At 64.9% G+C, this 17,090-nt stretch carries 17 protein-coding genes; 4 read left to right on the top strand and 13 right to left on the bottom strand.

Going from position 1 to position 17,090, the window contains the following annotated elements:
- Positions 1–43 precede the first annotated feature (43 nt).
- Both C9427_RS08875 and C9427_RS08870 read left to right on the top strand, forming a co-directional pair.
- Positions 44–1,048 (top strand): serine hydrolase domain-containing protein, encoded by a 1,005-nt coding sequence (locus C9427_RS08875; RefSeq protein WP_107648741.1) that lies wholly within the window; start codon positions 44–46, stop codon positions 1,046–1,048.
- Positions 1,049–1,058: 10 nt separating this feature from the next.
- On the top strand, positions 1,059–2,174 hold the full coding sequence (locus C9427_RS08870; RefSeq protein ID WP_107648740.1) for an anhydro-N-acetylmuramic acid kinase: 1,116 nt from the start codon (positions 1,059–1,061) through the stop codon (positions 2,172–2,174).
- On the opposite strand, the gene C9427_RS08865 is transcribed toward C9427_RS08870, so the two are convergent.
- Positions 2,175–2,603, bottom strand: a complete 429-nt coding sequence (locus tag C9427_RS08865) for a GNAT family N-acetyltransferase (RefSeq protein ID WP_107648739.1) — start codon at positions 2,601–2,603, stop codon at positions 2,175–2,177. It abuts the gene before it with no gap.
- 59 nt (positions 2,604–2,662) lie between these two features.
- Positions 2,663–3,847 carry an MFS transporter gene (locus tag C9427_RS08860; protein WP_107648738.1) on the bottom strand — a complete coding sequence of 395 codons (1,185 nt, stop codon included), beginning with the start codon at positions 3,845–3,847 and terminating at the stop codon, positions 2,663–2,665.
- A gap of 48 nt (positions 3,848–3,895) precedes the next feature.
- On the opposite strand from C9427_RS08860, the gene C9427_RS08855 reads away from it, so the two are divergent.
- The gene (locus C9427_RS08855; RefSeq protein ID WP_107648737.1) at positions 3,896–4,435 is read left to right on the top strand and encodes an Lrp/AsnC family transcriptional regulator; all 540 of its coding nucleotides are present in this window, start codon (positions 3,896–3,898) and stop codon (positions 4,433–4,435) included.
- Positions 4,436–4,466: 31 nt separating this feature from the next.
- Here C9427_RS08855 and C9427_RS08850 read toward each other — a convergent pair whose 3' ends face one another.
- Both C9427_RS08850 and C9427_RS08845 read right to left on the bottom strand, forming a co-directional pair.
- Positions 4,467–5,303 carry a GNAT family N-acetyltransferase gene (locus tag C9427_RS08850; protein WP_107648736.1) on the bottom strand — a complete coding sequence of 279 codons (837 nt, stop codon included), beginning with the start codon at positions 5,301–5,303 and terminating at the stop codon, positions 4,467–4,469.
- A gap of 60 nt (positions 5,304–5,363) precedes the next feature.
- Complete coding sequence (locus C9427_RS08845; protein WP_107648735.1) at positions 5,364–6,542, bottom strand: hypothetical protein; 1,179 nt, start codon at positions 6,540–6,542, stop codon at positions 5,364–5,366.
- Between the two features lie 72 nt (positions 6,543–6,614).
- Here C9427_RS08845 and C9427_RS33775 point away from each other — a divergent pair, with 72 nt between their 5' ends.
- A complete protein-coding gene (locus C9427_RS33775) occupies positions 6,615–6,827 on the top strand; it encodes a hypothetical protein (RefSeq protein WP_146172525.1) in 213 nt (70 codons plus the stop codon).
- 66 nt (positions 6,828–6,893) lie between these two features.
- Here C9427_RS33775 and C9427_RS08840 read toward each other — a convergent pair whose 3' ends face one another.
- The 9 genes from C9427_RS08840 to C9427_RS08800 form a co-directional block, all read right to left on the bottom strand.
- On the bottom strand, positions 6,894–7,913 hold the full coding sequence (locus C9427_RS08840; RefSeq protein ID WP_107648761.1) for an isopenicillin N synthase family dioxygenase: 1,020 nt from the start codon (positions 7,911–7,913) through the stop codon (positions 6,894–6,896).
- Between the two features lie 185 nt (positions 7,914–8,098).
- Entirely contained in the window at positions 8,099–8,794 is a 696-nt protein-coding gene (locus C9427_RS08835; protein WP_107648734.1) for an SDR family NAD(P)-dependent oxidoreductase, read from the bottom strand.
- Between the two features lie 101 nt (positions 8,795–8,895).
- The gene (locus tag C9427_RS08830) at positions 8,896–9,936 is read right to left on the bottom strand and encodes a phosphotransferase family protein (protein ID WP_107648733.1); all 1,041 of its coding nucleotides are present in this window, start codon (positions 9,934–9,936) and stop codon (positions 8,896–8,898) included.
- Positions 9,920–11,152 carry an acyl-CoA dehydrogenase family protein gene (locus tag C9427_RS08825; RefSeq protein ID WP_107648732.1) on the bottom strand — a complete coding sequence of 411 codons (1,233 nt, stop codon included), beginning with the start codon at positions 11,150–11,152 and terminating at the stop codon, positions 9,920–9,922. Before C9427_RS08825 ends, C9427_RS08830 begins: the two co-directional genes overlap by 17 nt.
- 6 nt (positions 11,153–11,158) lie before the next feature.
- Positions 11,159–11,911, bottom strand: coding sequence for an SDR family NAD(P)-dependent oxidoreductase (locus C9427_RS08820; protein WP_107648731.1), 753 nt, complete (start codon positions 11,909–11,911; stop codon positions 11,159–11,161).
- Positions 11,912–11,916: 5 nt separating this feature from the next.
- A complete protein-coding gene (locus C9427_RS08815; RefSeq protein WP_107648730.1) occupies positions 11,917–12,936 on the bottom strand; it encodes an aldo/keto reductase in 1,020 nt (339 codons plus the stop codon).
- 17 nt (positions 12,937–12,953) lie between these two features.
- The gene (locus C9427_RS08810) at positions 12,954–13,928 is read right to left on the bottom strand and encodes an ABC transporter permease (RefSeq protein WP_107648729.1); all 975 of its coding nucleotides are present in this window, start codon (positions 13,926–13,928) and stop codon (positions 12,954–12,956) included.
- Positions 13,929–13,936: 8 nt separating this feature from the next.
- Positions 13,937–15,508 (bottom strand): sugar ABC transporter ATP-binding protein, encoded by a 1,572-nt coding sequence (locus tag C9427_RS08805; RefSeq protein WP_167434287.1) that lies wholly within the window; start codon positions 15,506–15,508, stop codon positions 13,937–13,939.
- Positions 15,505–16,764: a sugar ABC transporter substrate-binding protein gene (locus tag C9427_RS08800; protein WP_146172524.1), complete on the bottom strand. Its 1,260-nt coding sequence runs from the start codon at positions 16,762–16,764 to the stop codon at positions 15,505–15,507. Before C9427_RS08800 ends, C9427_RS08805 begins: the two co-directional genes overlap by 4 nt.
- Between the last annotated feature and the right edge of the window lie 326 nt (positions 16,765–17,090).

Raw genomic sequence — 17,090 nt, 5'->3', positions numbered from 1 at the left:
AGGGGGGTGTCGTAGAGCGCCAAGTTTCGAGCGGAGGCCGGCATTGACCGCCCTCGCCCAGCTTTTCGACCGCGCCTTCGCCCCTCTCGAAGCCGCGGTGAACGAAGGCCGCATTCCCGGAGGAGTGCTGGGGCTTGTCGACCGCGACGGCGCACGCATCGCCCGGGCAATCGGGCTCGCCCAGCGCGTGCCCCATCCCAGGCCGATGCATGAAGGCACCTGGTTCGACCTGGCCTCGCTGACCAAGGTCATCTTCACGACGCCGCGCATCCTGGCATTGGCGGAAGACGGCGTCATCGATCTCGATGCGCCGCTGATTTCCGCCCTGCCCGACCTTCGCCAGTATGACGAAAAGGTGTGGGAGCGGAAGGTGACGTTTCGCCAGTGCCTCGGCCATCAGACGCCGTTTCCCGCCGTGGCGCCGATCTACACCCATGGCCGCGATCCGGAGTTGCTGCGCGCCTTCATCCTGCAGCGCGAATGGCAGGCCGGACTGCCGGTCTATTCCGATATCAATTTCATCCTGCTCGGCTTCGCGCTGGAGCGCCTGTCGGGAAAGACCATTCGCGACATGGATCCCGGCCCAGGCTTCGCCTTCTCCGCCGCGCCCGATCAGGCAGCGGCGATGGAGGACTGCACCTGGCGCCATCGCGTGCTCTGCGGCGAAGTCCATGACGACAATTGCTCGGCGCTGCAGGGCGCGGGTCACGCCGGCCTGTTCGGCACGGCGGCCTCGGTCCTCGACTTCGCGCAAGGGCTGCTCACCGGAACCGGCGCCTCGCCGGCTTCGATCGCTTTGATGCGCACGCCACTGTCCGCCACCCGCACGCATGGCTGGGAGCACCCTTACGAAAACTGGTCCGGCGGCGGGCTGTGCAGCACCGGCACGATCGGCCATACCGGCTTTACCGGCACCGGGTTGTGGATCGATTTCGACAAGGGCAAGGCATGGACCTTGCTCACCAACCGGATCCATCCGACACGTCATTTCAACAGCGGAATCGCGGAGCTTCGCCAGACGGTCGGCGATCTCGTCAACGGAAGTTAGGGACTAGACCATGCAACCAATCTGGGCCGTCGGCCTGATGACCGGCACCGTGCTGGACGGCAATATCGATGTCGCGCTGATCAAGACCGATGGCGAACGGATCGCGGATTTCGGTACCTACACTTTGGCGCCCTACCCTCAGACGATCCGCACCTTGCTGGAGGAAACGCTGCGCCAGGCGCGGGTGTGGAACTTCACCGGGCCGGAGCCGGCGATCTTCCGCGAGGCCGAACAGGCGCTGACGCGGGCGCAGTCCGCGGCGGTCAAGGACCTCGTCGAAAGCTATGGGCTGACGATGGCCAACATCGGCGTTGTCGGCTTCCATGGCCAGACCGTGCTGCATCGCGCGCCGCAGGCTGGCCGGCTTGGCGAGACCCGCCAGCTCGGCGACGGTGAAATGATGCACGCCATCTTGGGCACCAAAGTCGCCTATGATTTCCGCTCGGCCGACATGCGCGCCGGCGGGCAAGGCGCGCCACTGGCGGCCGCCTACCACACCGCGCTCTTGCGCGCGGCGGACGCCAGCGGCGACATGGCGGTGCTCAATCTCGGCGGCGTCGCCAACATCACCTGGTGGGACGGCAAGGACAATGTCATCGCCTTCGACACCGGGCCGGCCAATGCACCGCTCAACGACTTCATCAAGGCAAAGGGGCTTGGCGACATGGATCGTGACGGCGCGCTGGCAAGCTCCGGCACCGTGGACGAGGCGCGGCTGGCCAAGCTGCTGCAACATCCTTACCTGACCAAGCCTTATCCGAAATCACTCGACCGGTTCGACTTTGGCGCGGCGATGGCTGACGGCCTCAGCGCAAAGGACGGTGCGGCGACGCTGACGGCCTTCACCGCCGCCGCCGTCGGCAAGGCGCTCGACCTGCTGCCGCATCGGCCCAAGAAGCTGGTCGTCAGCGGCGGCGGCCGGCATAACCCGACGATGATGGCGATGCTTGCCAGCCGCGCCGGCGTCGAAGCCGTGCAGGCCGAGACGCTAGGCTGGAAAGGCGACGCGGTGGAGGCGGAATGCTTTGCTTTCCTGGCGGTGCGCGTGCTGCGCGGCCTGCCGATCAGTTTCCCCAGCACGACCGGCGTGCCGCAGCCGATGCGCGGCGGGCGCCTTGCCGGCTGATCAAGCGGCTGACAGCGTCTTGTGCAGGAAGATGCGGCTGCGGCCGACGGGAAAATCAGGCAGCGTGCCGAAGGGCCGATAGCCCTGGCGCTCATAGGCTTTCGCCGCCTTGGGATTGAACGTGTCGATCAGGGCGCCATGGCAGCCGCGCGCGACCGCTTCCCGCTCGGCAGCCTCCAGCATGTTGCCCGCCATATGCTGGCCGCGCAGCCTTTCGTCGACCCAGAGCCATTGCACATAGAGCCAGCCCCAGGCGGTGTAGCCCGAAATGCCGGCGACGACGTTGCCCTCTTCGTCGCGGACGAAGACGGCGAGCGCCTTTCGCCGGGAAGCGCCGACATCGCTGTCGTTGAAGGCGGTCAGCCGTTCGCCCAGAAAGGCGAGTTCTTCCGGAGAAGGGTCGGCGGTGGTCTCAAGAATCGTCTTCATCACACCTCGGCTCGGTCGTGGGCCAAGCCTTACCCATGGACGAGACGAGGACGCAAGCTTTACGGCAGCATGGGTGGTGGCGAACGCCATGCCGCCGCCAAGGCCGCGACCAGCATCAGCAAGGCCGCAGCTATCGCGCAGGCGGCAAAACCAAGGCCGGTGTAAAGCGGTCCGAAGCCGGTCGTGCCGACAAAGACCGCGAGATAGGTCACCGAACTGTTCAGGCCCATGATGGTGCCGCGACGCGACGGATCGAGTGCGGTAAGGCGCATCACCAGCACGTTCAGCCCAAAGTGGTTGGCAAGGCCCCAGATGGCCACCATTGCCAGGGTCGGGCCGAAGCTGCCGCTGACCGCGGCCATCGCGACATAGACGAGCGCCACCATCAGATAGGCGAAGGGCATGACGCGCCGCGCGCCGAGGCGATCGATGACACCATCAAGAAGCGCCGCCGCACCGAAGCCGACGCCATAGGCAAGTGCGGCCCAGCCATTGGCGCTGACGGGCTCGCCCAGGCCTTGATGAAGATGATCGCCGAGATAGCCATAGACGCCATAGAAGGCGGTCATGAAAGCGCCACAGGCGATCAGAAGCGGCACGATGCCGGGAACAGCCAAGGCGCCGAGCGGCGTCGGCGCCGGGCCGCTCTTTCTGGCATCGCTGAGCGAGGTCAAAGTCAGGCCGGCCACGGCAAGGGCCGCGAGCAGCGCGACAGCGGCGAAGACGGCACGCCAATGCACCAGATCGGCAAGCACGGCCGACAGCGAGACGCCAGCCACCATGGAGAGCGTCCAGCCGGTCAGCACGACGCCGATCGTGCCGCTTTCGCGGCCAGGCGGCGCGATCGCCGCGGAGCTGGCGTAGATGGCCGGCATGGCGACGCCGGCGGCGATGCCGGCGACGGACTGGGCGGCGACAAGCGCGATCACCGTCGGCGCCAGCGCGCTGGCGACAAGCGCTATCGCCAGGAGCAGCAACGCGCCCTGGAGCATGCGACGCGCACCGACCCGGTCGATATAGCGCGCCAGGAACAGGGCGCTTGCCGATGTGCCGAGGCCGAAGGCGGCAGAGGCGATCATGACGGCCGGCACGCTTGCTCCAAATGACGTCGCCACCGCCGGCGCGATCGGACCGAGGACCAGCGAGTTCGAGCCGATGACGGCGATGCAGCCGGTCAGGAGATAGGCTAGCACCGGAATGGGCGGTCTTGCTGCCAATGTTGCGACTTGATCACTGTTCGACATATGCCCATAATGGCCGTATCAAATTCTGTATCAACAAGGAATTTCGATATGGATGAAGAAACAGATGGCATTCCGCAGAACAGGCCAGCCACCCGCGACCTCGACGTGACCGACCGAAGGATATTAGGCGTTCTGGTTGACGACGCCACGATCAGCTATGCCGATCTCGGCGATCGCGTCGGCCTGTCACCGCCGGCAGCCCATGAACGGGTGAAGCGGCTGCGGCGCAGCGGCGCCATCCGCAACACCGCGGCAATCATCGACCCCAAGGCGGTGAAGAAGCCGCTGCTTGCCTTCGTGCATATCGACACCAAGGGCTGGGGCAAGACGCCGGAACTGATGGCGATTTCCGAGCACCCGGAAGTCGAGGAGATCCACTCGGTGGCCGGCGACACCTGCATGCTGATCAAGGTCCGCACCGAGGACACAAGGGCGCTCGAAGGGCTGCTGTCGCGCCTCTACGAAACGCCGGGCGTCACTTCGACGCGAAGCTATGTGGTTCTGTCGACCTATCTCGAGCGGCCTGTGCAGCCCGGGATCACGACGCAATGGCCGACGCCCCGGCACATGGCCGAGCCGCTGTATTAGCCGGCGTCGCCGACGCACCTCAACCGCCGTCTCAGCCAAGCTCCAGGGTGGTTATTGCAAAGACCCCGGGCTGCGTGAGCTGTGGCGCTTTTCCCCGGTACATTCGAGCCGTTTCGAAGCCCGGCCGCAGGCCCGCCGACGACAGCAAGCTTGCAAAATCTCCGCTGGTCTCGGGAACGTCGAGATGGATATTTCCGGGGCCGCAGAGGCTGGCAAGTGCGGAGAAGAGATGGCTTGCTGCATCCGGCCCATCGGCATACAGCGGGCCGATCTTGCAGCCGTCCCGGCATTGGCGCGCGACGCCATACCCCTCGATCGCGCCATCCCTGACGATCGCAAGCGCCATGTGCGGCGGGCGCAGCCAGTGTTCCAGGAACGACCGCCTCGGACCGGGAAAGAACCGGCGATCATAGGCCAGTATATCCGGTACGAGTTCCGGCCCTATGGGGCGGATGCCGCTGCCGGCACCTGCCAGGCCATCGAGAGGCCCGGCGAACCGTATCGTCCGGTAGAGCGGCGCAAAACCCATGCTGCGATAGTTGGCCTGCTGTTCGACAACGCCGTCCAACCCGATCGTGCGGTTGACGAGCCGCGCCATGCCGGCGTCCCAGACCGCCTTGCCATGACCCTCGCCACGCCTGTCCGGGCGACAGATATAGAGGCCGATGAAGCCGAAATCGTCGCCATAGGCGACGGCGGAAATGCCGGCTACCATCTTGCCATCAACAAAGGCGCCGATGAAGCCTTCGGGATCGGCCGCCTGGAAAATCCTGGCATCGCCGAGGCCTGGGTTCCAGCCTTCGGCCGCCGCCCAGTCGACAAGGGTTTCCACTTCGTCAGGTGCTAGCGTGCGGATCGTTCTGAGCATCGGGACCACTCGGCGGCGAGAGTATCGGAGGCAAATGAGGCTTGGCGCGGATCGATTTGCTCAAACAGGCAGCGCGGCGCCTATCCAGTCCAGGCGCGCGGCGGGAACAAGGCCGTAATTGTAGAAATTGATGCCGTCGACATCGGGCGCCAGCGCCGGCTTGACCTTGGCGGCTAGCATGTCGGGGCCCGCCATTTCCGGATAGAAGAGCCGGTAGCCGGCGCCGAGGAATTTTTCCGCCCCGAGCGTGGCGCGGCCGGCCGCCATCAGGCTTGCGACATCTCCAGGCTGCATGTCGTAGGCACACAGGATCGCTCCGTCGCAGACATTGCCGAGCGCCGCCAGATCGCAGCCGCCGAGCCAGCCGTCTTTCAGGTCGATGATGACGACCTTCGTTGCGGGATGGGCCACCTCGCGCAGCTCGGCGACGAGGCTGGTTACCGGCTCGAAGCGCCAGATGAGATAGGCATGGAGTTCCGGCCACGGCAGAAACGCGTCGAGGCCGCTGGCGGGAAAATCGGGAAAGCGCCGTTCGGGCACCGCGCGTTCGCAGGTCTCGACGATCCATTGGCCGACGCGCTTGCGCGCCGCCTCGCCATCGACGCCGGCGCCGGCCGCACGGGCGAGGCAGGACGGGCAGAAACACAGCGACAGCAAAAAGTCGTCTTCCGGCGTCAGTCCGACGCCATCCTTCTCATGATGGTATTCATGGGCAAAGCCCATGAAGGACGGGCTTTCGAGCTCGATCCTGTCCGGCCTGTAGCTGTGCGTGACATCTGCGACCAGCGCGCGGACATAGGCGCGCGCATCCGGATGCGACGGACAGAGATTGTAGTAGTTGGCATCGCCGAAGGCGTTGCGGGTGACCGCCTGCGGATGCAGCATGCCAAGGCGGGTGTTGTGCAGGCAGACCGTCCAGCAGGAAACCCCGAGCCCGCCCGCATCGCGCCTGCCGACAAGGTTGCCAAGCACGTCGCCACCCTCGGTAATCACGTCCGCTGTTTTGGGCTGGATGGCGAGGCTGGCCCAGCGCGCCGCCGTCGGCCTGAAATAGATGGTGCCGTCTTCGGGGAAATAGGCCTTCCGGCGCGGACTGCGCGGCTGCAGGAAGCGGCCGGCATGATAGGAGGTGGCGAGGCTGATCATGTTCAGCCCGGCGCGTTCGACAAGATCGCGTTCGACCGTCTCCAGGCCCAGATCCTGGACATCCCAGGGATAGGTCCACATCGAAAGCTGCATGAAATATCCTCAGTCTTCTGGATTGACGCTGCGGTCGTTCCCCGTTCGCGACGCGCATGAGGCGTTCGGCGAATGCAAGGCTTCCCCGGCAAGATCGAGCCGTTGTCGCAGCCGGGAATCGAGGAAGACTCCTGCCTTGATCGAAGGCGATTTGCAAGAAGCGCGGAAAAAATGGCCGGGCTCGAATGCGGCCCGGCCAAGAAAGAAGGTTTACAACCTTCAGAGGGGAACACCGTTCAGCGGAATGGGAGGAAACCGCCGAACGATTTTACCTGTATGAGCTGATTTGAGCACGTTGGCGACGGAAAAAATTCCAAAACCTTAAGCAAAGATGAAATTCCCATCCCCGATTCAAACCGGCGCCGCACCGGTTGCAAGCAGGTCCGAATAGTGGCGGCGGGCCACGTCGGGGTGGGAGCGAAGGCGGCTTTTCAGCACATTGGTCCCGACGTCGCGAAACAGCGGATTGTCGGGGTCACTCGCCGGCCCGCGTGTCTCGGCCGCCAGTTCCTCGGGCAAGGCAAGCAGCGGGATCGTCGCGTCGAGCCGGGCGCTGAAGAAGAAGGGCACCGAAATCCGCTCGGCGCCAGCCGGCGGTGTCACGACACGGTGGACTGTCGCCCTGAGATAGCCGTTCGACGCCAGTTCGAGAAGTTCGCCGATATTGACCACCAGCGTTCCAGGGAGCGGATCCACATTCACCCAGCTGCCGTCATACTCGACCTGCAGCCCCTTGTTCTCGTCTTGCAGCAGAAGCGTCAGAAAGCCGCCATCCTTGTGCGCACCGACGCCCTGGTCGTCGCCGGTTGAATGCCGGCCGGGATAGCGCACGATCTTCATGCGGTGGTTGGGTTCATCGCGGTAGATCGGGTCGAACGCATCCTCGGTCTGGTCGAGGGACAGCGCGAAGGCCTTCAGCAGGCGGATCGCCACCGCCGTTGCCTTGGTCTGCCATGCCAGCAGCGCCGGCCTCAATTCCGGCAATGATTGAGGCCATTGGTTCGGCCCCTGCAGCCGCGTCCAGGCGGGAACGCCTGGTCCTTGCGGTATGGGCGGACGCTCGACGCCGATATCGAGCTGTTCGCGCCAGTCGGCCTTGCCCCTGGTCAACTCGCCGCCGGCGCGCGTGTAGCCCCGGAATTGCGAGGACTTGACCATTTCGATCGCCAGCTTGTCGGCTTCGGCCAAGGCAAAGAACCGGCGTGAGGCGTCGAGCATATCCTCGACCTCCGCAGCCGATATGCCGTGGCCGCTGAGGTAGAAGAAACCGACATCGCGGGCAGCGGTGCGCAGGTCGAACAGAAAGGTCCCCTGCTCCGATGCGCCCTGTTCGAGACGGCTGAGATCGAGCACAGGTACAATCCTGGCCATGGTCAAGCTCCTTCCGCTTGGATCACACCCCTACGGTGGCATGCAGGACGCCGCGATCAAAGCAACGCCCGATCCAATCTCGATGCCAATGGAAGAAAGTCAGCGCTGCGTTTGATGGCGGACGGGCAAATAATGTCCGGACGGAGGTTCCCGGCCCCGCACGCGAATTGCCGCACGGCTGAGGGTCAGAAACTCTCGACCCATGGCCGCAATTCGAGCTCCGAGCTCCAGGCACTGCGATGCTGCCGATGGACGGCAAGATAGGCGTCGGCGATCGCGTCCGGGGACAGCCGGCGATCCTGCTGGTCGGGTTCGCCGGTCTGTCCGGACCCGTTCGGCGCGATCGCACCGTCGATGATGAAATGCGCGACATGGATGTTTTTCGGCGCCAATTCGCGGGCCATCGATTGCGCCAGCCCGCGCAGGCCGAACTTTGGCATTGCAAAGCCGGCAGAGCCCGAAAACCCCTTGATACTGGCAGTGGCCCCGGTGAACAGGATCGAACCCGAGCCACGGGAAAGCAACCGGCGGGCCGCCTGTTGGCCGACCAGGAACCCGCCATAGGCGCCGACCAGCAATGCCTGCTTCACCGCTTCGGGATCGAGATCGGCGATCGACCCGCGGGTGCGGCCGCTGGCGTTGAACACCGCAAGCGACAGGGGCCCGGTCTTGTCGGCTGCCTCGAACAGGTTTGCGACCGAAGCGGCGTCGGCAACGTCCGTCTCGACCGCCAGCGCGCCGGTCTCATCGACCAGCGCGGCTAGCTTGCCGACGTTGCGCGCAGCCAGAACCACACGAAAGCCCTCCTTGGCGAGAAGGCGGGCGAGCGAGGCGCTCAGCCCCGCTCCCGCGCCCGCGATAACTGCAACGTCGGATGTCATCGAGCTTCTCCTTTTTGGATCCCGGCCAGGCAAGGTCGCTCCTTCCGGCGTGGCAGGCAAGAAAAAGCATTGCTGCGGTCCCTGGCATCAGCCGGCGAACATCACCAGGGCCGCGCACCCTCGACGACTTCCACGGCGCGTGCGGCGAAACGGCCGGCCAGCGGCGCGATATCAGCCGCGTTGGCCGCGGCCGCGCTGCCGGCCTGCGCCCGGTCGGCGATGCCGACGAAGATCACCGCGAAGCGGAACAGGGCGAAAACCAGATGGAACGGCCGCAGCGGTCCGGTGGGCACGGCATGGGCGAAATAATGGTCGAGGAACTCGCGCTGAGTCGGGATGCCGAGTGCGGCGTGATCGAGGCCGAGGATGCCGCCATATTCGTCCGGCGCGGAATGCCAGGGCATCGAGCAGAAGCCGAGATCGGCGAGCGGATGGCCGAGCGTCGACAATTCCCAGTCGAGAATGCCGATCACCTCAGGCCGCTCCGGATGGAAGAGGAGATTGCCGAGGCGGAAGTCGCCATGCGCGATGGCAACACGGCCATCGTCCGGTGGAAGATTTTTGGGCAGCCATTCGGCCACGGTTTCGAGCGCCGGGATGCGGTCGCTCGGCGATTCCTGCAATTGTTTTGTCCAGCGCGCGATCTGCCGCTCAAAATAGTTTCCCGGCCGGCCGTAGTCGCCGAGCCCGATCTCTTGCGGCTGGATGGCATGCAGTTTGGCCATGGCCTCGGCCATGCCGAAATAGATGCCGCGCCGCTCGTCGCGCGACAGTCCCGGCAATGCGCAATCATGGAAGACGCGGCCATCGAGGCGTTCCATCAGATAGAAGGGCGTGCCGAGCAATTCGTCGCCTGCGTGGTAGAGCACCGGCCGCGGCACCGGCACATCGGTTGGAGCAAGCGCCTCGATCACCCGGTATTCGCGATCTATGGCGTGGGCGCCACGCAGGATCGGCCCGCCGGGCTTCTTGCGCAGCACCATGCGATGTCCGCCATAGTCGACGAAATAGGTCGGGTTCGACTGGCCGCCGCCGATCCGCTGCAGCGACAGAAGGCCAGCGCCGAAGCGGCTTTTGAGAAAATCCGCCAGCCGCGATGGATCGAAATCCGGCCGCGTCACGGGCTCAGCGCTTTCCGGCATGGCCTGTTTCGCCTGGCTCGACATTCCAGCGCCAGAAGCCGGTGCCTTCCTCGTTGAGGAACCGGTTGAGCACCATCTTGTGGACCTCGTCGGCACCATCGACGAGACGGGCCTGGCGGGCATAGCGGTAGATCCATTCCAGCACCGTGTCCTTCGAATAGCCGCGCGCGCCGTTGATCTGGATCGCCACGTCGGCGGCATCATGCAGGACGTTGGCGACCTGGACCTTGGCCATCGAGACCTCCTTGCGGGCAAAGCCGCCGCGATCGAGCTCCCAGGCCGCCTTCATCACCAGCAGCCGGCCGATCTCGATGCGCATGGCGAGATCGCCGAGCATGAGCTGGATGCTCTCCCGGTCGGCCAGAAGCTTGCCGAAGCCATGGCGCTCGGCGGCATAGGCGCGGGCGATCTCGATACAGCGCTTGGAGAGGCCCAGCCAGCGCATGCAATGGGTGAGCCGCGCCGGACCGAGCCGGACCTGGGTGACCTTCAGCCCGCTGCCCTCGCCGGCAAGCACATCCTCGACCGGCACCTCCAGCCCGTCGAATTCCAGTTCGCAATGGCCGCCATGCTCCTCCGGACCCATGATCTCGATGCGCCGCAGGATCCGCCAGCCGGGCTGATCCTTGTGGAACAAAAGGGCCGAAAGCCCGCGACGCGGATCGTCCGAGGTGCGCGCGACGAGAATGAAATGGCTGGCCTCGCCAGCGCCGGTGATGAACCATTTGCGGCCGCTGACAACATATTTGTCGCCGCGCCGCTCGGCCTTGGTCAGGATCATCGACGGGTCGGAACCACCGCCCGGATGCGGCTCGGTCATCGCGAAGGCCGAACGGACCTTGCCCTCGACGATCGGCTGCAGCCATTTCTGCTTCTGCTCAGCCGTCCCCAACGCCTCCAGCACCATCATGTTGCCGTCATCGGGGGCCGCGGAGTTGAACACGACCGGACCAAAGATCGAGCGGTTCATCTCCTCGTAGCAGACCGCCATCTCCACCTTGGAAAGACCGGCACCACCGGTCTCGGGCTTCAGTTGCAGGCACCACAGGCCGGCCGCCCGCGCCTTGGCCCGCAGCGTCTCCAGCAGTGGCAGCGCAATGTTGCCATGGGCATCGTAGGAGGATCTGTCAGCCTCCAGCGGCAGGATTTCGCGCGCGACAAAGTCGGCGATCTCGGCGCGAAAGGCTTCGGTGCGGGCGGGAATGTCGAAATTCATGAGCACTCACAAGGATGAAACGAGATGGCCGCCATCGACCTCGATGGTCGAGCCGGTAATGTAGCTGCCAGCATCGGATGCGAGCAACAGCAGCGCGCCGGCGAGTTCATCCGGCCTGCCCAGCCGGCGCTGCGGAATGCGCCTGATAAGCTGGAGGCCGGCTTCCGAGGTGAAGAAATCGCGGTTGATGTCGGTTTCGATATAGCCGGGGCAAAGCGCATTGACGCGAATTCCATGGCGCGCCCATTCCAGCGCCAGTGCCTTGGTCAACTGGATCACGCCGGCCTTCGAAGCGGCGTAGGCGCTGACATTGCCGGCGACACGATGGCCGAGAATAGAGGCGATGTTGACGATGGCGCCACCGCGGCCCGAGGCCTGCATGCCGCGCGCGACCGCCTGGGCGACGACGAAGCTGCCCTTGAGGTTGGTGTCTATCACATTGTCCCAGCCTGCCTCGTCGAGATCGAGCGCAGGCGAAGTTCCGCTGACGCCGGCATTGTTGATGAGGATGTCGAAAGGCGTGCCCACCTGTGCAAGCGCCGCCGCCACCGAGGCGCTGTTGGCAACGTCCATTTCGACCGCGAGAGCGCTGCCGCCGGCCGCGCGTATTTTTTCGGTGGCTTCGACAAGCGCCTGCTTTCGGCGCGCGGCGAGTGTGACCGAAACGCCTTGCCGGGCCAGAAGCTCGGCAAAATAGAGCCCGAGCCCGCCGGAGGCGCCGGTGACCAGCGCGGTCTTGCCTTCAAGGTCCTGGAACATGGCCGTCAGGCCGGCGTCGGGGCATTCTCGCGGATCAGACCCTGTTTCTTCAGCGCCGCCCAGAATTCGGCCGGGATGGAATGGCCGATGAGGGCGACATTCTGGTCGAGATGCTTCCTGGTGCGGGTGCCCGGTATGTTCGTCGGGATCGACGGATGAGCCAGCACGAACTGCAGTGCCGCGGCCGCGAGCGGCACGTTGAACTCACGGCACACCGCCTCGATCTTGCCGACCCGCTGGAGGATCGGTTCCTCGGCTTCGCTGTAGTTGTAGTGCGCGCCCTTCACCGCGCCGGTGGCGAGGATGCCGCTGTTGAAGCCGCCGCCGAGCACGATGGCGACGTCGCGTTCCTCGCAGAGCGGCAGGAACGTGTCGAGCGCCTCCTGCTCGAGCAGCGTGTAGCGGCCGGCCAGCAGGAAACAGTCGAAATCGCGCTCGCGCAGTGCTGCCTCGCAAACCTGCCATTCGTTGCAACCGACGCCGATAGCCGAAACCACCTTCTCGGACCGCAGCTTCTCCAGGGCCTTGTAGCCGCTGTCCATGGCGGTGCGGAAATGCTGCTTCTGCAGTTCGGGGCCGTGCGAGAAGACATCGATGTCGTGGATGAACAGGATGTCGATGCGCGACACACCGAGCCGCTGCAGGCTGTCCTCGAAGGAGCGCATGCAGCCGTCATAGCTATAGTCGTGAACGACCTCGAAGGGCGGCATGTCGACCCAGAAGAAGGATTTCATCTCGCCCTTTGGCACCGGAGCGAGCAGGCGCCCGACCTTGGTCGATAGGACATATTCGTCGCGCGGGAAGGCGCGCAGCGCTTCGCCCAGCCGGCGCTCGGACAGGCCATGGCCATACATCGGCGCCGTATCGAAATAGCGCAGGCCGGCATCCCACGCGCCGGTGATGACGTCGCGAACGTCCGCTTCCGGGACGGCGCGGAACTGGTTGCCGATCGGCGCCGTGCCGAAACCCATCGTGGTGACTTCGAGGCCGGTGCGGCCGAATTTCTTCTTGTCCGACGCGTTCATGAACAGAACCCTTCTTGTCACTTGATGAAAAGATATTTCGAGCGGTCGATGGTGAGCGAGACCGCCAGGATGATGACGAAGCCCTTGACGATGTCCTGGGTGAAGCTGTTGACCTCGGTGACGTCCATGCCGTTGGTCAGGATAGCAATGACGAGCACGCCAAGAAACGTCCGGTGCGGGCCGCCAATGCCGCCTGACAGGGCCGTGCCGCCCATGACGACGGCGGCGATCGAATTGAGCAGCAGGCTGCTTCCCGCCGTCGGCGTGCCGGCGCCGACCTGGCCGGTCAGCATGACGCCGGCGAGGCCACAGATGGCGCCGGCCAGCACGAAGGCGAGGATCTTGTAGAAGGTGACCGGGACGCCGGCATGCGAGGCGACGATCTCGCCGCCGCCGAGCGCGTAGAGATAGCGGCCGAGCTTGGTGCGGAAGGCGACGACGGTGAGCACGGCGGTGGCGATCAGCGCGAACCAGATGACGTTGGGGATGCCGAGCACGAAGGAGCCGTTGACCAGGTCGGGCAGCAGGCTGTCGGCGAACAGGATCGACTGGCCCTGCGAGATCTGGTTGGCGACGCCGGAGAGGATCGACAGCATGCCGAGCGTGACGAGGAAGGACGGCACCTTGAGCATGGTGACAAGGCTGCCATTGACCAGTCCGACGAGGGCGCCGACGCCGATGCCGACCAGCGTTGCGCCGGCGAGGCCGAACTGGTCGACCGTGAGCGCGGCAAGGATGCCGGTCAGCGTCACCAGCGCGCCGACCGAAAGGTCGATCGAGCCGATGAGGATGACCACGGTTCCGGCGAGCGCCACCATCAGCAGCACCGACGACTGCCGGCCGATGTTGAGCGCATTGGAGGCCGAGAAGAACAGGGGATTGACGTAGGAGAAATAGGCGACCAGCACGACGATCGCGATGATCGGCAACACGATCGTGCGAAGATTGAAGTCGCCCTGCTTCTTGGCCACGGTGGCCGATACTTCTGCCATTTCAACCCCTATAGCATTGCCGAAACCACGTCGACTTCGCGTGGCTTGGCATCCTTCGGCGTTTCGACGATGGCGGAAACCACGCCATCGCGAAGCACCATGATCCGATTGGAGAGCCCGATCAGCTCGGGCAGATTGTCCGAGACCAGAAGCACGGCCGCGCCCTTGTCGGCGATCTCGCGCATCAGCGAATAGATGTCCTCCTTGGCGCCGACATCGAGGCCGCGGCCGGGGTCGTCGAGGACGAGGATGCGAACGCCGCGCGCCAGCCATTTGGCGAAGACGATCTTCTGCTGATTGCCGCCCGACAGCGTGCGGCAGGCTGCCGACGGCCCCGGTGCGCGCACCTTGAGACGCTGCATCCATTCGACGGTGAGCGCCCGGCTGCGCCTGGGCGAGATCAGGCCAAGAAAACCCAAGGCGATCTGCTTGAGGTTCGGCAGCGTCAGGTTCCAGTCGACCGTGTCGGTGCCGATGATGCCGGCGACGCTGCGCTCGGCGGGCACGAAACCGATGCCGTGGCGTATGGCGTCGCGTCGCGAGCCACGGAGCAGCGTGGCGCCCTCGACGATCACGTCACCCTCGCCCTGCGCTTCTGCGCCGGCGATGATCCTGGCAAGCGTCGACTTGCCGGAACCCAGCACGCCGGCGACGCCGAGGATTTCGCCTTCGCGCAGATCGAGCGAGACGCCACGCAGATGGCCCGGCTTGCTGATGCCGGTGGCGCGCAGCGCCACGGTGGCGGACGGCTCGCGCTGGACGGCCTCGCGGTAGTATTCGGCGTTGCGCTGGCGGCCGACGATCAGTTCGTGCAGCGCCACCTCGTCGATGCTCTTGATCGGCCGCTGATCGACGACATGGCCATCCTTCAAGGCGACGACCTCGTCGCATATGGCGAAGACATCGGACAGGCGATGCGACACGAGCACGAAGGAGGCGCGCGAGCGCCAGCGGTTGATGCCGTCGAAAAGCTTGGCGGTCTCGTGGTCCGAAAGCGCGCTGGTCGGTTCGTCGAGAAGGATGATCGGCTCGACCGGATAGACGCGGCTCAGCGCGAAGGCCTTGGCGATCTCGACGAGCTGGCGCTGGCCGAAGGACAGGGCGCCGGTGAGCGCGGTCGGGCTGACATCAACTTCGAGCTCTTCGAGCACGGCGCGCGCCTCGGCGATCATCGCCTTGCGCCTGAGACCGCCGGCGACGGTGAATTTGGTTTCGCGTCCGAGAAAGATGTTCTCGAAGACGGGGATGGTCGGGATCAGTCCCTGTTCCTGGAAGACTGTGGCGACGCCGTTGCGAGCGGCCTCCGTCGGATGGCCGAAGCGCACCGCCTCGCCATTGATCGATATGGTGCCGGTGTCCGGGCGCACGGTGCCGTTGATGATCGACAGCAGTGTCGATTTCCCGGCGCCGTTCTCGCCGACCAGACCGAGCATCTGATGGCGGCGCAGCACGAAGCTTACCCCGGTCAGCGCATTGGTGCCGGGGTAAGTCTTGGAGATATCGCGAAGCTCGAGCGCGGGCGCTGCGGCCGGCCGGCCGCCCGGGAGATCCGGACGACCGACCACAGTCAGGGAGGTCACTTGAACGGGCCGCTCTTGTAGTGGTCCGCGTAGAGCTTGGTGACGGCGTCGAACTCGGCCTTCCACTTCGCCGCGTCGCCATAGGCGGCGTTGAGCTTGTCCTGGCCCTCCTGACCCGCCCATTGGGTGAAGGGATCGATCGGGTAGATGTTGTTTTGCGGATCCCAATTGTCGGGATTGAGGGTGCGGCTCATCTTGGCGAAATCGAAGGGCAGCTCGGCGCCCTTGTAGACCTTCTCGTCGATCGAGGCGGCCGTCTCGCCGGTCGCGGTGAGCGAGCCGGTGTAGAGCAGGCGCTCCGCAAGCGTGGGCTTCCAGCCGTTCAGCGCATCGAACAGCATGACTGCGGCAAAGCCGGCCTGATAGGGCGCGAGCGAGGTGTTGGTGGCGACAAACTGCCCGCCCTTGGCAACCTCCTGCAGACCTTCCGAGAGACCGTCGATACCGGCGATCTTGACGTTGGTCAGGTTGCGCTCCTTGAGCACCGAGAGCGCGCCCAGCGCCATGGAATCGTTTTGCGCAAACACCGCCTTCATGTTCGGATAGGCGGTGACCATGCTGAGCATGACCGTGCGCGCCTTTTCGCGGACCCAGTCGCCGCGCAGGCCGCCGACGACCTTGATGCCGGGGAATTCGGCCGCGGCCTTCATCATGCCCGCGGTGCGGGCATCGTCGGTCGGCGTGGCGAGGCCCTTGATGTGGACCACCTCGCCCTCGCCGCCGATCGACTTGAACAGTTCCTTGCCGACCTGGTAGCCGGCCTCGACCGAGTTGGCGGTCATGTAGGAGACGAAGTAGTCGCCGACATCGGACGGCGTGAACCAGGCGGGGATTTCCCAGATCGCCGAGTAATAGACGCTGTTTTCCTGGCAGAGCTTGGCGATCATCGGCACCTCGCCGGCGGCGACGACCGTGTTGATCAGCATGTTGACGCCCTGGGTGGGCAGGCCGCGAACCTGGCTGATCTCGCGGGCCGCGTCATTGTCGTGATAGAGCTCGACCTGGTCGATCTTGAGCGCCGAGGATGTCGCCTTGAAGCCCTTGATGAAGGCCGCCCAATAGTCGTTGGCGAGCGTCGCCACGCAGGTTGCCGCCTTGCCGGTCGGCGCGGCGAAGGCCTGGTTTGCCCGCATGCCCAGCGCCGTGCCCATCGGCAGGCTGATGCCGGCGGCGGCGGCGAGCTGCATGAACACGCGGCGCGACATCGGATCCTGAATTTGCGAGACCGTCCTTACAATATGTTCTTCACGAGACATGCTTTTCACTCCCTTTGGTTATTTCTCGATGTTTCTACAATCGATTGCTTTTTTACGATGCGTTTCCCCTTTGCGCCGCATCTCCCTCACCCTTTTCCATCGACAGCCAGCACGTGCGAACGATGCTGCGCCGTCTGCATGTCATCGATCCGGCCCCGAAAACGGCGCGGTCACTGTTATTGCCTGGTGCGTTGATTAACCTGAGGCGCCCTCCCCGGCGCCACATGACAGTTTGCAGTTCCAAGCCTCGGATCAAACCGCAAAATTTATCATTTTGAGACTTCAGCCGGCGCCCTGCCCGATCTCGGCGCAGAGTGCCCGACATG

It is taken from the genome of Mesorhizobium helmanticense (assembly GCF_003034915.1).
In the GTDB taxonomy this organism is placed as follows: Bacteria; Pseudomonadota; Alphaproteobacteria; order Rhizobiales; family Rhizobiaceae; genus Mesorhizobium; species Mesorhizobium helmanticense.
This window is presented reverse-complemented; position numbering and strand designations above follow the sequence as displayed.

Excerpts from the sequence above, each read along its gene's own strand:
- C9427_RS08870 (WP_107648740.1), top strand. The coding sequence starts at position 1,059 with ATGCAACCAATCTGGGCCGTCGGCCTGATGACCGGCACCGTGCTGGAC.
- C9427_RS08865 (WP_107648739.1), bottom strand. The coding sequence starts at position 2,603 with ATGAAGACGATTCTTGAGACCACCGCCGACCCTTCTCCGGAAGAACTC.
- C9427_RS08860 (WP_107648738.1), bottom strand. The coding sequence starts at position 3,847 with ATGTCGAACAGTGATCAAGTCGCAACATTGGCAGCAAGACCGCCCATT.
- C9427_RS08855 (WP_107648737.1), top strand. The coding sequence starts at position 3,896 with ATGGATGAAGAAACAGATGGCATTCCGCAGAACAGGCCAGCCACCCGC.
- C9427_RS08850 (WP_107648736.1), bottom strand. The coding sequence starts at position 5,303 with ATGCTCAGAACGATCCGCACGCTAGCACCTGACGAAGTGGAAACCCTT.
- C9427_RS08845 (WP_107648735.1), bottom strand. The coding sequence starts at position 6,542 with ATGCAGCTTTCGATGTGGACCTATCCCTGGGATGTCCAGGATCTGGGC.
- C9427_RS33775 (WP_146172525.1), top strand. The coding sequence starts at position 6,615 with ATGCAAGGCTTCCCCGGCAAGATCGAGCCGTTGTCGCAGCCGGGAATC.
- C9427_RS08840 (WP_107648761.1), bottom strand. The coding sequence starts at position 7,913 with ATGGCCAGGATTGTACCTGTGCTCGATCTCAGCCGTCTCGAACAGGGC.
- C9427_RS08835 (WP_107648734.1), bottom strand. The coding sequence starts at position 8,794 with ATGACATCCGACGTTGCAGTTATCGCGGGCGCGGGAGCGGGGCTGAGC.
- C9427_RS08830 (WP_107648733.1), bottom strand. The coding sequence starts at position 9,936 with ATGCCGGAAAGCGCTGAGCCCGTGACGCGGCCGGATTTCGATCCATCG.
- C9427_RS08825 (WP_107648732.1), bottom strand. The coding sequence starts at position 11,152 with ATGAATTTCGACATTCCCGCCCGCACCGAAGCCTTTCGCGCCGAGATC.
- C9427_RS08820 (WP_107648731.1), bottom strand. The coding sequence starts at position 11,911 with ATGTTCCAGGACCTTGAAGGCAAGACCGCGCTGGTCACCGGCGCCTCC.
- C9427_RS08815 (WP_107648730.1), bottom strand. The coding sequence starts at position 12,936 with ATGAACGCGTCGGACAAGAAGAAATTCGGCCGCACCGGCCTCGAAGTC.
- C9427_RS08810 (WP_107648729.1), bottom strand. The coding sequence starts at position 13,928 with ATGGCAGAAGTATCGGCCACCGTGGCCAAGAAGCAGGGCGACTTCAAT.
- C9427_RS08800 (WP_146172524.1), bottom strand. The coding sequence starts at position 16,764 with ATGTCTCGTGAAGAACATATTGTAAGGACGGTCTCGCAAATTCAGGAT.